We start from the raw sequence: 15,429 nt of genomic DNA, 5'->3' as shown, positions 1-15,429 counted from the left end.
GAAGTTTTTTGCGACTGCGCAGAAAGCCGTGGGTGGATGAGGCCATTCACGCGTACGATGATTTTGTCTATCCTAAGGATCGTCCGGCGGGCGAGGCGGAGAGAGGCCGCTGGCAGGATGTTTTCGGACGCGAGGCGCCGCTTTTCGTCGAGCTTGGCACGGGAAAGGGAGATTTTATCAGCGAGATGGCAGAGAGGAATCCGCAGGTGAACTTCATTGGCATCGAGAAGCAGCAGGACGTCCTCATTGCTGCCGCGCAGAAGGTGCGTGAAAAGGGACTGAAAAATGTGCGTCTGCTCGTCTTTGACATCGCGCAGCTTGAGAAGATCTTTGCTCCCGCAGAGATCGCACGCTTCTTCGTGAATTTCTGCGATCCGTGGCCTAAGGCGCGGCACGCAAAGCGCCGTCTCACGCACCGCAGCTTCCTCATGCGCTACAAGGCGCTTCTTGTGCCCGGAGGCAGTCTCTTCTTCAAGACGGACAACCGTGCGCTCTTTGATTTTTCCTTGGAAGAGTTCCGCGAGATGGGGCTTTCCCTGCACGACGTCTGCTACGATCTGCACAGAGAGGCGCGTCCCGACAACGTGATGACGGAGTATGAAAGAAAGTTCAGCGGCAAGGGCGAGAAGATCAACCGCTGTGAAGTTACATTCGCCTGAAGGAGGGGCTTATGGAAAAACAGGAAGCGCAGGAGACAAAAGGCAGGAAGAGCTTCTGGGTCAGCGACATGGAGGCGGTTCTCGCCATCTTCATTGTGCTCCTCGTTTTTGGCAGCATCAATGTGTTCAGTTCGAGTTTTATTCTTGCGGAAACGAATTTCGGTTCGCCGTATTTCTTTTTGCAGCGTCAGCTTATCAATCTTGGAGCGGGCTTCTTCTGCTTCTTTCTCGGTTGCCGCGTGAACTACCATCGCTGGCGCGCGTGGATCGTGCCGGTCGTCGGCGTCACGATTCTTGCGCTGCTCGCCGTGCTTCTCGTGGGCGCGGAGGTCAACGGCTCAAAACGCTGGCTCGGTGCGGGAGGCTTTCAGATCCAGCCGGCAGAGATTGCAAAGCTCGTTTCTTTGATGCTCATCTCCGCCTATGCGGCGTATCGCGTGCGCAACGACAAGCCCATCGACATCCTTTTTCCCAACCCGCAGTATCTGTTGATTCTTTTTATGGGACTTTTGATTGAGCTGGAGCCGGACGGCGGCACAATGTTCATCGTCATCTTCGTGCCGTTCGTACTCATGTGCATTGCGGGGCTTGAAAAGACGAAGGTTCTGACGACCGTTGCCATCTTTGCGGCGGCGGGCGCGGCGCTTTCTGTCCTGCAGCCGTATCGTCTGGCGCGTCTCAAGGTCCTTATGGATCCGTGGGCGGATGCGCAGGGCATCGGCTATCAGACGGTGCAGTCGCTGTCTGCCATCGGCTCGGGGGGGCTCACGGGCATGGGACTCGGCATGGGCGTGAGCAAGTACAGCTATCTGCCCGAAGCGCATACGGATTTCGCCTTTGCTATTTTCAGCCAGGAAACGGGCTTTTTGGGCGTTATCCTCATGCTGGTGCTTTACTCGGCGTTTACTGTCTATGGCGCGCGTATCGCAAATGCTGCGGCTGATGCTTACGGACAGTTTTTGGCGACGGGCATCCTTCTCTTGATCAGCGGGCAGGCGGTCGTCAATCTCTTGATGGTCGGCGGTCTTTTGCCCGTCATTGGTGTGCCGCTGCCTTTCATCAGCTACGGCGGCACGTCGCTGATGATCAGCATGGCGAGCGTCGGCATCTTGCTGAACATCGGTCAGCATGGCACGGGCGCGTCGAGCCGCAGCAAGCTTCGCGAAGCCTTGGAGCGTGATGTGGCGAAGAAGAAAGCCGAGCGTCATCTGCGTCTTGTGAAGAAGTGAGGCGAACGAAGAGGTGTGATGGCAAGCATCTATGGAGAATGGGGAGCCGCGCACGCTGAAAGAAATGGAAAGCACGGATGAAAGAAAGAGGAGAGGGATTTTGCAGCTTATTTCCATCGTTGTTCCCGTCTTTAACGAGGAGGACAACTTAGAGCATTTTTATCAGGCGATTTGCGATGTCATGACTACGACGAAATATGACTTCGAACTGATCTTCGTCGACGACGGCTCACGCGACAGGAGCCGTGAGATCCTGCGCCGCTTGGAAGAGCGCGATGTGCGCGTGCAGCCGATCTTTCTATCACGCAACTTCGGGCATCAGATCGCCCTGACGTGCGGTCTTGACCATGCGGACGGCGCAGCGACGATCATGATGGACGGCGATATGCAGCACCCGCCCGCCTTGATTCCGACGCTTCTTGCCAAGTGGGAAGAGGGCTATGAAGTCGTTCAGACGATACGGGAGACGACGGAGGGCGTCGGCTGCTTGAAGAAAGCGACGTCGTATTGGTATTACAAGGCGCTCAACAGCATATCGCGCGTGCATATCCAAGAAGGCGGCTCGGATTTTCGTCTTATGGATCGCAAGGTTGTGCTCGAATTTCGCCGCTATCGTGAACGGGCGCGTTTCATTCGCGGCATGATCGGCGCTATGGGCTATCGGCAGGTGCAGATTCGCTTCGTTGCGCCCAAGCGCTTTGCGGGTGTATCTAAGTTCTCTCCGCGAAAGATGCTGCGCTTTGCGCTCGACGGCATCCTTGCTTTTTCGACGGTGCCCTTGCGTCTGGGGCTTTATGCGGGCTTTATTTGCGGTATCTTGAGCATACTCTTGCTCTTGCACGTGCTTTACATCAAGTTCATCGAGGGCAGCGCCGTGCCCGGCTGGGCGACGATCACGGCGTGCGTGCTGCTGTTCGGCGGCTTGCAGCTCGTCGCGCTCGGCATCCTTGGCGAGTACATCGGGCGTATTTTCGAAGAAGTCAAGCGCCGTCCGCTCTACCTCGTCGCGCGCGGCAAGCCGCGGGAAGCCGCACGCGCGATGACAGAAAACGGTGCGCCAAGAGAGACGGACATGGAGAAAGGGGAAGTGCATGATGCTGAAGAAACGGGAAGTCCTTCATGAAGTACGCCGCTACTTTGTGGTTCTTTTCGGCTGCGCTGTCTGCGGCGTGGGCATCAACCTCTTCATCCTGCCGGCGAACCTTCTGACGAGCGGTCTTGGCGGCATCGCCATTCTGCTGCATTACTTCGTGGGCTGGCCTGTCGGCGCGCAGCTTCTCGTCTACAATCTGCCGATTCTCTACCTTGCCCATCGCTTCGTGGGAAAGCGCTATGCTGTCGATACGATCTTGGGCACGGTACTGTTCTCCTTTGGCATCGACGTATGCAGTCCGCTTTCGGCGCTGCATCCCGTGCAGGACACGATGCTCAATGCGATCTTTGGCGGCGTCGTTTCCGGTATCGGCTATGGAATCATTTTTCGCTTCGGTTCAAATACGGGCGGCGTTGATGTGTTTGGCGCCATCTTGAAGAAGTATTGGTCGATCGACGTCGGTACGGGCGTGTTTCTGCTCAACATGCTCATCATCGCTGCATCGGCGGCGCTCTTCGATCTTGAGACGGCGCTTTTTACGCTCGTCTGCATCTATGCGACGGCGGAGCTGACAAACCGCTGGGCGGCTGGCTTCAACCGCGAGAAGGCGATCTTCATCATCTCAGGGGAAAGCGAAAAGATTGGCGATGCTATCATGGAGAGCCTGCATCGCGGCGTCACTTACCTTGAGGGGCGGGGCGGCTTCCTGCAGGAGAAGAAGGACGTCGCTTTTGTTGTCGTCTCTCTGACGCAGCTCGCGCGTGTCAAGGCGATCTGCGACCGCTTTGACGCGAACGCTTTCCTCATCATCGCCAACGCATCTGAAGTGCGCGGCAGAGGCTTTTCGAGCGAACGGATTCTCTATCAGTTCGCGAAGAGAAGAGAACTGATCGAAGCGCGCGAGAGAGAGAAGGATGGCGAGTATTAAGAAACAGCAAGAAACTTTCGATGAAATAAAGAAGGATAACGGGGGATGATTTCTCAATCTAGGGAGGGTGCGAGAAAATGAGCATGAAGATCGGCGGTGTCGTGCAGGGGCGTGAGGCGAGCGCTTCTTTTGTGTCAGCGCCCTCGTCCGCGATGGCGCTGAAGGGCAAGACGAGGGAAAAGACGCATCTCGGCAGCGCGGCAGAAGTGTCGATCAACAGGAAGGCGCGTCTCCTGCAGCTTGGGGAAAAGGACGCGAAGGAAATTCTGCGTGATGAGAAGAATTATGACGGTCTGACGGCTCATGGCAGACTTGCCGACATCGATGAAACGCGGCAGGGCGTCAAGATGGAGAAGGAGCGTATTCTTGAAATCAAGGAATTGCTCAAGGATGACACGCTGACGGATGACGAAAAGTCGGCGCTCAAAGAGGAGAAGGAAAAGCTTTTGTCGCATATCGTCGCGACCTCGTACGATGATAAAATTTCCATGATTTACGAGCTGAAGAAGAAGCTTGAAGCGAAGCTTGCAAAAGCGCATGAGGATGCTGCGAATGATCGTCTGCGTGCGCCCTTGACGAAAACGGATGAGGACGATGATGCTGATATATTCACGGGAGATATCGCGAAATGGAATCGACGCTTGGAGAAACTGCGCGAGCAGGGATTTGATGTGGAAAGTCACCGCATAAAAGATTCCTTGGGGATTCGAAGTCAGGAGCAGCAGGAATTCGATGAATTGGACAGCAGTCGGTCCAGGCTTGATTTATGGCTGAAGAATACACAGCGATTGGCAGAAGATTTGGAGTGGATGCTGCTGCGCTTTAGTGCGGGCGCTCGCCAGGAAGATGCAGCGGAAGCCGCTGAGAAGATGAAGGAAGAGCAGAAGAAGCTCGAAGAAATCGCGAAGATGAAGGAAGGCTTGCTGCCTTTGCCGCCGGAGAAGGTGCAGGCGGAGGAGGATGCCGACGATCCTGCGAAAAAAGGCAGGCGAAAAGGTAAGAGCGCAGGCGCTGACCTGACGGTTTCGCCTGCTGCAAATGCCGCTGTCCGCGCCGCAATCTCCCGCTACGCGGCGAATCATTGATCGGTAAAGAGAACGGTCGACGGAAGCTTTAGATGTTCTTCCGTCGACCGTTCTTTCCGTTGCGAGCACAGGCATCTTCTCTCAAAAATCGCCATCTCAGGGCATTGGCTATTATATAATGATCTGCCAGATCATGTATCGTAGTATCAAGTTTTTTGAAATCGAAGGAACTGCAGCTTGTCCATGCAATCCATCGCTTAGATTCTCTTGATGATTGTCCATTCACGAAAGATAGCGTTGCATCCGTTAAATCACAGGGGAGATGATCGTTCCCGACAATTAAGCGGGCTTGCCTTACACCGATAAAATGAAGCTCCAGACTTCTCAGCGCCATTTGGGACTGAAAACGGAGCGTCATCGTGTGTCCATCTATATTGGAATAGTGTATCGTGCCTTTCTGATCGACGCTGGTTTCGCTTTGATACGATGCGGCTACGATGCAAGCATCATGGAAGCCGTAATATAGACGGAGCAAATCTGCAATATCCTTTTCTGTTTCAATGTTTTTCCAAGAACACATTTCCTTATATCGCGCTTTTTCCCACGGCGTCGAACGTGTCTGTGATGCTCTTTGCAGGCGCTTTGTCGAGACGGCTCACGATGTAGATGGCAGAGAGGGCGAAGACGAAGCCCGGGATGATTTCGTAGAGACCGAAGAAGGAGAACTGCTTCCATACGAGGACGGTGACGCCGCCCGTGATGATGCCTGCGAGGATGCCGTTCCTCGTGGTACGCCGCCAGAAGAGCGAGGCGAGAAGCGCGGGGCCGAAGGCGGCGCCGAAGCCTGCCCATGCGTAAGCGACCATGTCGAGGATGAGGCTCTCGGGATTCATGGCGAGCGTCAGGGAAAGGGCGGCGATCGCGAGGACAGAAAGGCGGCTGACCCAGACGAGTTCGCTTTGGCTTGCTCCCTTATGCAGAAGCGAGCGGTAAAAGTCCTGTGCGAAAGCGGAAGCTGCGACGAGAAGCTGCGCCGACGCCGTGCTCATGATGGCGGCGAGGACGGCGGAGAGGATGAGTCCCGCGACGAAGGGGTTGAAAATCGAGTCCGTCATCACGAGAAAGACCGTCTCCGTCGCCGTGCCGAAGAGCGGATCGACAAGGTAAGCGCGTCCGACCATGCCGACGAGGACGGCGGCAGCGAGCGAGATAGCGACCCACGTCATGGCGATATGCATGGCGCGTCCAAGCTCGGCGGATGAGCGGATCGCCATGAAGCGCACGAGGATGTGCGGCTGACCGAAGTAGCCAAGTCCCCAGCCCATGAGCGAGATGAACTCGATGAAGCCGAGCGTAGAGCCGTCGGGCTTCTGGAAAGGATTGAAGAACGACGGTTCCATCGTGTAGATGGCGGCGAGCGTCGTCGATGGACCGCCGAGCAGATAAGAAGCGGCGGCAGGTACGAGCAGGATGGCGAAGAACATCATGACGCCCTGGATGAAGTCCGTCCAGCAGACGGCGAGGAAGCCGCCGGCAAGCGTGTAGAATACGACGACGAAAGCGCCGAGGAACAGCGCATAGGTATAGGGCAGGGAAAAGATCGTTTCAAACAGCTTGCCGCCCGCGACGAAACCAGACGATGTGTAGATGACGAAGAAGATCAAGATAAAGACGGCAGGGATGATGCGCAGAAGGTTCGACTTGTCCTCGTAGCGATTCTGCAAAAAATCGGGAAGCGTCAGTGAATTGTTGGCAAGTTCCGTATATTTTCTGAGACGTGCGGCGACGAACTTCCAGTTCGCGTAGGTGCCGAGCGCAAGCCCCAGCGCGATCCAGCCCGCGTTGAGCCCGGCGATGTAGGCGAATCCCGGCAGCCCCATGAGCATCCAGCCGCTCATGTCGGAGGCTTCGGCGCTCAAGGACGTGACCCACGCGCCGAGCTTACGGTTGCCGAGGATGTAGTCCGCCATAGAGCGCGTGCGCCGATAGTAGTAGATGCCGATGAGCATCATGAAGCCGAGGTAGACGATGAATGCGATGATGATCGCCAGGTTGTTTGTCAAGATAAGTCCCTCCAAATTTTACGAATATACTTCCCTATTATAATATAAAACAGAAAAGGGCTCAACGTGATATTTCTCCAATAGAAGGGAGCCGGGGATATGACGAAGACTGTACTGATTCATGAACTTGAAGATACCCATGCAATTTCTCCAATGTACGAGGAATCAAGCGGACCGATTTATGTCAATGAAAATGGCTATGACGATATGGTCATTATGCGTATGAAAACTTACGATAAGTATATACTTAGACAGGAAATATACTAAAAACTTGTTGCTGCAGAAGAAGATTTCCATAGCGGTAAAACTGCTGATGTGGAAGAAGCTTTGCAGGAGATGCGGCAGAAATATCATGTATAAGCTCGTTTGACATCTTAGTGTTTGCGGGACTGCCGCACGTCCATACTTGTCAAAGCGCGAAATTTCCATTATAATAAGGCAGAGCTAGCAAAAACGAAGATTATGGCAGGTGGCGAAGCGATGGCTCGTTCATCTGCCTTTTCTTGTCAGCCAAGGGAAGGATGGGATGTTCGGGTTGGAAGGAAAGCTGAAGTTATACGGGTTCAATAATCTGACGAAGTCTTTGAGCTTCAATATCTACGATATTTGCTACGCGAAATCGCAGCGTGAGCAGCAGGACTATATCAAATATATTGACTCGCAGTACAACTCAGAGCGGTTGACGAAGATCCTCATGCGCGTGACGGAGATGATCGGTGCGCATGTCTTGAGCATCTCGAAGCAGGACTACGATCCGCAGGGCGCGAGCGTGACCTTCCTTATTTCCGAGGAGGATGCGGCGGGACACAAGAAGCCGCTGATGAATGACGAGATCGTCGCGCACCTCGACAAGAGCCATGTGACCGTGCATACATACCCCGAGTTCCATCCCGAGACGAGCATCGCGACGTTTCGCGTCGACATCGACGTGGCGACGTGCGGCGAGATCACGCCGTTGAAGACGCTCGACTACCTCATTGGCAAGTTCGATTCGGACATCATCACGATGGACTACCGCGTGCGCGGCTTCACGCGCGATGTGACGGGAAAGAAGCTCTTCATGGACGACAAGATGTCGTCGATTCAAGAGTATATCAAATCGGAGACACTGGCGACCTACGACGCCGTGGACATCAATGTCTATCAGGCGAATATTTTCCACACGCGTATGCTCATCAAAGAGATCGAGCTGCAGAATTACCTTTTCAATACGGATATTTACGAGATACCGCCGAAGACGCGGCTCGCGATCAGCAATAGCCTGCGGCGCGAGATGATTGAGATCTACAGCGGCAGCAATGTATTCTGAGCGGGGCTTTGCGCTTTGCTCCATAGGAGGAAAGAGAAGGATTGGAAGCATTCGACTACCATACGCAGGACAGGGCGCCTGTTCTTGAAGCTCTGGAGCGCTTCAAGGGCAGGCGCGTCGTGCCTTTTGACGTGCCGGGGCACAAGCGCGGACGCGGCAACGCGGAGCTTGTGGACTTTCTCGGTGAGAAGTGCCTTTCCGTCGATGTCAATTCGATGAAGATGCTCGACAATCTCTGTCACCCTGTGTCCGTCATTCGCGAGGCAGAGGAGTTGGCGGCGCGGGCGTTCGGTGCGGCGCACGCTTTCTTCATGGTCGGCGGCACGACGAGTTCGGTGCAGGCGATGATTCTGACGGCGGCGAAGCGCGGCGAGAAGATCATCCTGCCGCGCAACGTGCATCGAAGCGTCATCAACGCGATGATCCTCTCGGGCGCTGTTCCTGTCTATGTGAATCCGCAGATGGATCGGCGGCTCGGCATCGCGCTTGGCATGAGGCTCGCCGATGTCGAGCGTGCAATCGAGGAGAATCCGGACGCGAAGGCAGTTTTCGTCAACAATCCGACGTATTACGGTATATGCTCGAACATCCGCGCTATAGCCGATCTCGCGCACGCGCACGATATGCTGCTCCTCGCCGATGAGGCGCACGGCACGCACTTCTACTTCCACGATCATTTGCCCGTTTCCGCTATGGCGGCGGGCGCGGACATGGCGTCGGCGAGTATGCACAAGTCGGGCGGCTCTCTGACGCAAAGCTCGCTCCTCTTGATCGGCGAGCGCGTACACGCGGGCTATGTGCATCAGATCATCAATCTTACGCAGACGACGAGCGCGTCGTACATCCTCATGGTAAGCCTCGACATCTCGCGGCGCAACCTTGCGATCCGCGGGCGCGAGACGATTGACAAGGTCATCCGTCACGTCGAATATGCGCGTTCTGAGATCAACGCTATCGGCGATTACTATGCCTATGCGAAGGAGCTTGCCGACGGCGACGCCGTCTTCGATTTCGACGTCACGAAACTTTCGATTTTCACGCGCTCTCTGGGGCTTGCGGGCATTGAAGTCTACGACCTCCTGCGCGACGAGTACGACATCCAGACGGAGTTCGGCGACATGGCGAATCTTCTCGCCTACGTCTCAATCGGCGACCGTCCCAAGGACATTGAGCGTCTCGTATCCGCGCTCGCCGAAATTCGACGCAACTACAAGAAGCCGCCGAAAAACATGCTGGAGGTCGAGTACATCAGCCCGAAGGTCGTCTGCGGACCGCAGGAAGCGTTCTACGCTGAGAAGGAGGCGCTTCCCATCGCCGATACGGCGGGACGCGTCGCGGGCGAGTTCGTCATGTGCTATCCGCCGGGCATTCCGATCCTCGCACCGGGCGAGCTTGTGACGGCGGACATCCTCGATTATATCCGCTACGCGAAGAAGAAGGGCTGCTCGCTGACGGGGCCTGAGGATATGGAGATCCGGCGGCTCAACGTGATGAAGGAGACTGAGGCATGAATCTTTGGTTTACGGAGAAGCACACGAAGAATGCGGGCTTTTCTATCAAGGTCGATCGGCAGATTTACTCGGGCAGGAGTGAGTTCCAGCGCATCGACATCTTCGAATCGCCGGAATTCGGGCGCTTTCTGACGATCGACGGCTACATGATGCTGACGGAGAAGGATGAGTTCATCTATCATGAGATGATCGTGCATGTGCCGATGTGCGTCCATCCCGAGGCGAAGCGCATCCTCGTCATCGGCGGCGGCGACGGCGGCACGGTGCGCGAGCTTCTGCGCTATAAAAGCGTCGAGCGCATCGACCTCGTGGAGATCGACGAGATGGTCGTCGAGGCGTGCCGCGAACATTTGCCGCAGACGGCGGCGTGCCTTTCGGACGAGCGCATTCGCTTCTTTTTCGAGGACGGTTTGCGTTTTATCCGTCAGCCCGAGGACGAGTATGATTTAATTCTTGTGGATTCGACCGATCCTTTCGGGCCGGGCGAGGGGCTTTTTACGAAGGAGTTCTACGGCAACTGCTTCAAGGCTCTGCACGAGGACGGCATCATGGTCAATCAACACGAAAGCCCCTTTTACAAGGACGACGCTTATGCCATGCAGCGTGCGCACAAGCGCATCGTCGAGTCGTTCCCCATCAGCCGCGTCTATCAGGCGCATATCCCGACGTACCCGTCGGGGCACTGGCTCTTCGGCTTCGCATCGAAGAAGCGTGCGCCTGTCGAGGGCGTTGATTGGCAGCGCTGGAAGCGGCTCGGCATCAAGACGCGCTACTACAATACGAAGCTGCACGTCGGCGCTTTCGCCTTGCCGACGTATGTGGAGGAGATGCTGCGCGATGTTGAAAGATAATGTAGAAACTTTTCTGGGCTGCGACACATCGTATGAAGAGTCGCGCATCGTGCTCTTCGGCGCGCCATTTGATTCGACGACGTCGTTTCGGCCGGGCACGCGCTTCGCGAGCCGCACGATGCGTGCCGAGTCGTATGGACTGGAGACGTACAGCCCATATCTCGACCTCGATATGGAGGCGGCGCGCGTCTTTGACGGCGGCGACTTGGAGCTTTGCTTTGGCGATACGGCTCGCGCTCTGGGGCAGATCGAGGACTTTGCGCGGGATTTGCTCGCCGATGGCAAGAAGCCCTTCATGATCGGCGGCGAGCATCTCGTGACGCTTCCCGTCGTGCGTGCGCTCGCCGAGCGCTACGAAGATCTCCATATCGTGCATTTCGATGCGCATACGGACCTGCGCGATGATTACTTGGGCGCGAAGCTCTCGCACGCGACGGTCATGCGCCGCGCTTGGGACATCTTGGGGGACGGACGCATTCATCAGTTCGGCATACGGAGCGGCGAGCGCGCGGAGTTCCTCTGGGCGAAGGAGCACACGCATCTTCAGCGCTTCGATTTCACGGGGCTTGAGCGGAGCCTTGCTGAACTTATGGGAAAGCCCGTGTACTTGACGCTCGATCTCGATGTGCTCGATCCGAGTGTTTTTCCCGGCACGGGCACGCCCGAGCCGGGCGGCGTGAGCTTCCTCGATCTCCTTCGTGCGCTCCGAAAGACGCTGCGGCTCGACCGCATCGTCGGCTGCGACATGGTCGAACTGTCGCCGCACTACGATGCGAGCGGCGCATCGACGGCGGTGGCCTTGAAGCTCCTCAGAGAGATGCTTCTCGCTTGGGAAGAGCCGGCGATTCGCGGTGCAGAGATGGTTTGAGGCGGGCGGCAAACGCCCTTGAGTTGACGACAGGAGGAAAATCATGGGAAAGGCTTTGATCATCGGCGCGGGCGGCGTCGCAAGCGTCGCCGTGCACAAGTGCTGCCAGAACAGCGACGCCTTTGAGGAAATCTGCATTGCGAGCCGCACGAAGGCAAAGTGCGATGCGTTGAAGGAAAAACTCGCGGGCGGCAAGACGAAAATCACGACGGCGCAGGTGGATGCGGACAAGACGGACGAGCTCATCTCCCTGATCGAGCGGGAGAAGCCCGACGTCGTCTTGAATCTCGCGCTGCCGTACCAGGATCTGACGATCATGGACGCATGCCTTGCGACGAAGACGCACTATGTCGATACAGCGAACTACGAGCCGGAGGACACGGCGAAGTTTGAATACAAATGGCAGTGGGAATACAACGACCGCTTCAAGGAAGCCGGCATCACGGCGCTGCTCGGCTCGGGCTTCGACCCGGGCGTCACGGGCGTCTTTTCCGCTTATGCCTTGAAGCATCACTTCGACGAGATCAACTACATCGACATTCTTGACTGCAACGCGGGCGATCACGGCTATCCGTTTGCGACGAACTTCAACCCCGAGATCAACATCCGCGAGGTTTCAGCGAAAGGCAGCTATTGGGAAGACGGCAAGTGGGTCGAGACGGAGCCGATGGAGATCAAGCGCGTCTACAACTTCCCCGAGGTCGGCGAGAAGGACATGTACCTCCTGCACCACGAGGAGCTGGAGTCGCTTGCACTGAATATCCCCGGCATCCGCCGCATTCGCTTCTTCATGACGTTCGGCGAGAGCTACCTGCGCCACCTCAAGTGCTTGGAAAATGTCGGTATGACTTCAATCGAGCCGATTGAGTTCGAGGGCAAAAAGATCATTCCGCTGCAGTTCCTCAAGGCGGTGCTGCCCGATCCTGCGAGCCTTGGCCCGAGGACGAAGGGCAAGACGAACATCGGCTGCATCTTCCGCGGCAAGAAGGACGGCAAGGAAAAGACGTACTATCTCTACAACGTCTGCGATCACGAAGCGTGCTACAAAGAAGTCGGCTCGCAGGCGGTTTCCTACACGACGGGCGTGCCCGCGATGATCGGCGCGATGCTCGTGATGAACGGCACATGGAAGGGCGCGGGCGTCTATAACATCGAGCAGTTCGATCCCGATCCGTTCATGGATGCGCTGAATCGCTGGGGCTTGCCGTGGCAGGAGAGCTTCACGCCGGAGCTTGTCGATTGATGGGCGAGGCTTTCGGGAAATTCGAGAAATACGCAGAAATTTTCCATGCTGTGCCGACGCCCTCCTACGTCGTCATGGAGGAGCTTCTGCGCAGGAATCTCGCCGTGCTGCGCGACTTGCAGCAGGAGACGGGCGCACATGTGCTTCTGGCACAGAAGGCGTTTTCGATGTTTCACTTCTATCCGCTCATCGCCGAATACCTCGCAGGTGCGGCGGCGAGCGGTCTCTTTGAGGCGCGTCTCGCATACGAGGAGATGAAGGGTAAGGAGAACCACGTCTTTTCGCCGGCGTTCAAGGCTGAGGACATGGCAGAGATCGTCAAGATCGCCGATCACATCGTATTCAACTCCTTCGCCCAGTGGGAAAAGTACGGTGCGCTTGCTTTAGCGCACGGCTGCGCGTGCGGCATCCGCATCAACCCCGAGCATTCGACGCAGGAGCACGCGATCTACGACCCATGCTCGGCCGGCTCGCGTCTCGGCGTCAAGCGCGGCGATTTTCGCCCCGACAAGCTTGATGGACTGACGGGGCTGCACTTTCATACGCTTTGCGAGCAGGGGGCGGAGCCGCTGGCGGAGACGCTCGAAGCCGTCGAGGAGAAGTTCGGCGCATGGCTGCCGCAGATGGAGTGGATCAACTTTGGCGGCGGACACCATATCACGCGCGAGGGCTACGACATCGACCTGCTGAAACAGTGCATTGCGCGTATGCAAACGAAATACGGACTCAAGGTCTATATCGAGCCGGGTGAGGCGATCGCGCTCGATGCGGGATTCCTCGTCGCCGAGGTACTGGAAATCGTTGAAAACGATACGCCTGTCGCCATCCTCGACACGTCGGCGGCGTGCCACATGCCCGACGTCATCGAGATGCCGTACCGTCCGCCCGTCTTGGGGGCGGACGAGGCAGGGGAGAAGCCCTTCACCTATACCTTTGCGGGACCGACGTGCCTTGCGGGCGATACGATCGGCACATACTCGTTCGATGCGCCGCTTGCCGCCTCCCGCCGCGTCGTCTTCGGCGACATGGCGATCTATACGATGGTGAAGAACAACACGTTCAACGGTATGCCGCTGCCTGCGATCGTCGCCGTCGACGAAACGGGCGCATGGCAGGTCGTGCGCCGCTTCGGCTACGAGGATTTCAAGATGCGCCTGTCTTAGAAGAAACGCCGTCGTTCGCGATGGCGCTTCTTCGCGTTCTGTAGGGAAGACTTGACCTGCGGCGCATAGGTGGTACAATAAAGAGCGACGCCCTTTATTCGGGGCGGAGAAGAAATGATTTTATTTTCAAAGGAAGTGGATGTTTATGCTGCGTCGTTTGGAAGAATTGCCCGTTGGCTCTTTTCACTACAAGATGCTTCTCGTCACGGGTTTGGGTTGGCTCTTTGATGCGATGGATACAGGCCTGATCGCCTTCGTTCTGCCGCTCTTGGTCAAGGATTGGGGGCTGAGTCCCGCGCAGGCGGGCTGGATCGGCTCTGTGGGACTCATCGGTATGGCGCTCGGGGCGGTCGTGGCGGGTTCGCTTGCCGATCGCTGGGGGCGCAAGAAGGTCTTCACTGCGACGGTTCTGCTCTACAGTGTATCGACGGGACTTTGCGCGCTGGCTTGGAGCTATGAATCGCTGCTCGTCTTCCGTTTCCTCGTCGGCTTCGGCCTCGGCGGCGAACTGCCCGTCGCCGTCACGCTCATGACTGAGTATGCGCCGACGCGGCTGCGCGGACGTTTCATCGTCCTTCTTGAGAGCTTCTGGGGCGTCGGCTGGCTCGTCGCCGCCTGCATCTCGTATCTCTTCATTCCGACATTCGGCTGGAAGCTCGCGTTCCTTCTCGGCGCTTTGCCCGCGCTCTATGTGTTCCTCATCCGCCTGCACCTGCCCGAATCCGTCCGCTACCTGCTCGCGAAGGGGCATGTCGAGGAGGCGAAGGAAATCGTCTGCAAGCTGGAGGAAAAGCTCGGTCTTGCGAACCGTCCGTTTACGGCAGATGAACTATTGCCGCGGGAAAGCGCCAGAGAGACGGGATTTGCCGCTCTGTGGCAAAAGGGCTTCCGTCTGCGCACGGCGATGCTTTGGCTGACGTGGTTCGGCATCGTCTTCAGCTACTACGGCATCTTCATGTGGCTGCCGTCGCTCGTCTACGCACAGGGGTTCGCCGTCGTCAAGACCTTCGAGTATGTGCTGATGATGACGCTCGCGCAGCTGCCCGGCTATCTTGCTGCCGCGTGGCTCGTCGAGGTCATCGGGCGCAAGTATACGTTGTCTGCTTTTCTGCTCTTGTCGGGCGTTTGCAGCTACTTCTTCGGCGCTGCCGAATCGTCGTCGGCGCTTCTCGCCTGGGGCGCGGGCATGAGCTTCTTCAACCTCGGCGCATGGGGCGTCATCTACACCTACACGCCCGAGCAGTACCCGACGGCGATGCGTGCGCTCGGCAGCGGCTGGGCGGCGGGCTTTGGACGCATCGGCGGCATGATTGCGCCGATGCTCGTCGGCGTGCTGCTCGCCGGCTCCGTCGGCATTGAGACGATCTTCGCTCTGTTTGCTTCCGTATTCGTGCTGATCTCGATCGTCGTCATCGCCTGCGGCAAGGAAAGCAAGCAAAAGACGCTCGAAGATCTCGCAGACGTCCGCGAGGCGCATGGAGCATGAG

General features: G+C 57.0%; 15 protein-coding genes. 13 read left to right on the top strand and 2 right to left on the bottom strand.

Translation table 11 applies throughout. The annotated features are described in order from the left end of the window. The first annotated feature begins 8 nt into the window (after positions 1-8). The 5 genes from trmB (at position 9) to ACO5Z0_RS06855 (ending at position 4,994) form a co-directional block, all read left to right on the top strand. Complete coding sequence (gene trmB / locus ACO5Z0_RS06875; RefSeq protein ID WP_485649689.1) at positions 9-659, top strand: tRNA (guanosine(46)-N7)-methyltransferase TrmB; 651 nt, start codon at positions 9-11, stop codon at positions 657-659. Positions 660-670: 11 nt separating this feature from the next. Then, the gene (locus ACO5Z0_RS06870) at positions 671-1,888 is read left to right on the top strand and encodes an FtsW/RodA/SpoVE family cell cycle protein (protein ID WP_442673383.1); all 1,218 of its coding nucleotides are present in this window, start codon (positions 671-673) and stop codon (positions 1,886-1,888) included. Between the two features lie 100 nt (positions 1,889-1,988). Continuing rightward, the gene (locus tag ACO5Z0_RS06865) at positions 1,989-3,011 is read left to right on the top strand and encodes a glycosyltransferase family 2 protein (RefSeq protein WP_485649762.1); all 1,023 of its coding nucleotides are present in this window, start codon (positions 1,989-1,991) and stop codon (positions 3,009-3,011) included. After that, positions 2,983-3,909, top strand: a complete 927-nt coding sequence (locus ACO5Z0_RS06860; protein ID WP_485649688.1) for a YitT family protein — start codon at positions 2,983-2,985, stop codon at positions 3,907-3,909. Before ACO5Z0_RS06865 ends, ACO5Z0_RS06860 begins: the two co-directional genes overlap by 29 nt. A gap of 77 nt (positions 3,910-3,986) precedes the next feature. After that, the gene (locus ACO5Z0_RS06855) at positions 3,987-4,994 is read left to right on the top strand and encodes a hypothetical protein (RefSeq protein ID WP_485649687.1); all 1,008 of its coding nucleotides are present in this window, start codon (positions 3,987-3,989) and stop codon (positions 4,992-4,994) included. 28 nt (positions 4,995-5,022) lie between these two features. Here ACO5Z0_RS06855 and ACO5Z0_RS06850 read toward each other — a convergent pair whose 3' ends face one another. Continuing rightward, positions 5,023-5,514 (bottom strand): hypothetical protein, encoded by a 492-nt coding sequence (locus ACO5Z0_RS06850; protein ID WP_485649686.1) that lies wholly within the window; start codon positions 5,512-5,514, stop codon positions 5,023-5,025. A 4-nt stretch (positions 5,515-5,518) separates the two neighbouring features. Then, positions 5,519-6,997: a sodium/proline symporter PutP gene (gene putP, locus ACO5Z0_RS06845; protein WP_485649685.1), complete on the bottom strand. Its 1,479-nt coding sequence runs from the start codon at positions 6,995-6,997 to the stop codon at positions 5,519-5,521. Positions 6,998-7,096: 99 nt separating this feature from the next. Between putP and ACO5Z0_RS06840 the strand changes: the two genes are divergently transcribed. The 8 genes from ACO5Z0_RS06840 (at position 7,097) to ACO5Z0_RS06805 (ending at position 15,428) form a co-directional block, all read left to right on the top strand. Then, on the top strand, positions 7,097-7,264 hold the full coding sequence (locus ACO5Z0_RS06840; RefSeq protein WP_485649684.1) for a hypothetical protein: 168 nt from the start codon (positions 7,097-7,099) through the stop codon (positions 7,262-7,264). A 268-nt stretch (positions 7,265-7,532) separates the two neighbouring features. Then, entirely contained in the window at positions 7,533-8,306 is a 774-nt protein-coding gene (gene speD / locus ACO5Z0_RS06835; RefSeq protein ID WP_442673813.1) for an adenosylmethionine decarboxylase, read from the top strand. A 41-nt stretch (positions 8,307-8,347) separates the two neighbouring features. Further along, entirely contained in the window at positions 8,348-9,817 is a 1,470-nt protein-coding gene (locus ACO5Z0_RS06830; protein WP_485649683.1) for an aminotransferase class I/II-fold pyridoxal phosphate-dependent enzyme, read from the top strand. Beyond that, the gene (gene speE, locus ACO5Z0_RS06825) at positions 9,814-10,668 is read left to right on the top strand and encodes a polyamine aminopropyltransferase (protein WP_485649682.1); all 855 of its coding nucleotides are present in this window, start codon (positions 9,814-9,816) and stop codon (positions 10,666-10,668) included. Before ACO5Z0_RS06830 ends, speE begins: the two co-directional genes overlap by 4 nt. After that, the gene (gene speB / locus ACO5Z0_RS06820) at positions 10,655-11,536 is read left to right on the top strand and encodes an agmatinase (RefSeq protein WP_485649681.1); all 882 of its coding nucleotides are present in this window, start codon (positions 10,655-10,657) and stop codon (positions 11,534-11,536) included. Before speE ends, speB begins: the two co-directional genes overlap by 14 nt. A 43-nt stretch (positions 11,537-11,579) precedes the next feature. Further along, positions 11,580-12,779 carry a saccharopine dehydrogenase family protein gene (locus tag ACO5Z0_RS06815; protein ID WP_485649680.1) on the top strand — a complete coding sequence of 400 codons (1,200 nt, stop codon included), beginning with the start codon at positions 11,580-11,582 and terminating at the stop codon, positions 12,777-12,779. Then, on the top strand, positions 12,779-13,942 hold the full coding sequence (nspC, locus tag ACO5Z0_RS06810) for a carboxynorspermidine decarboxylase (protein ID WP_485649761.1): 1,164 nt from the start codon (positions 12,779-12,781) through the stop codon (positions 13,940-13,942). The genes ACO5Z0_RS06815 and nspC overlap by 1 nt, the downstream gene beginning before the upstream one ends. Before the next feature lie 139 nt (positions 13,943-14,081). Continuing rightward, entirely contained in the window at positions 14,082-15,428 is a 1,347-nt protein-coding gene (locus tag ACO5Z0_RS06805) for an MFS transporter (protein WP_485649679.1), read from the top strand. Position 15,429 lies beyond the last annotated feature (1 nt).

It is taken from the genome of Selenomonas sp. (assembly GCF_057272215.1).
Note: the sequence above shows the minus strand (reverse complement) of the source record. Positions and strands in the feature narration are given on the sequence as shown.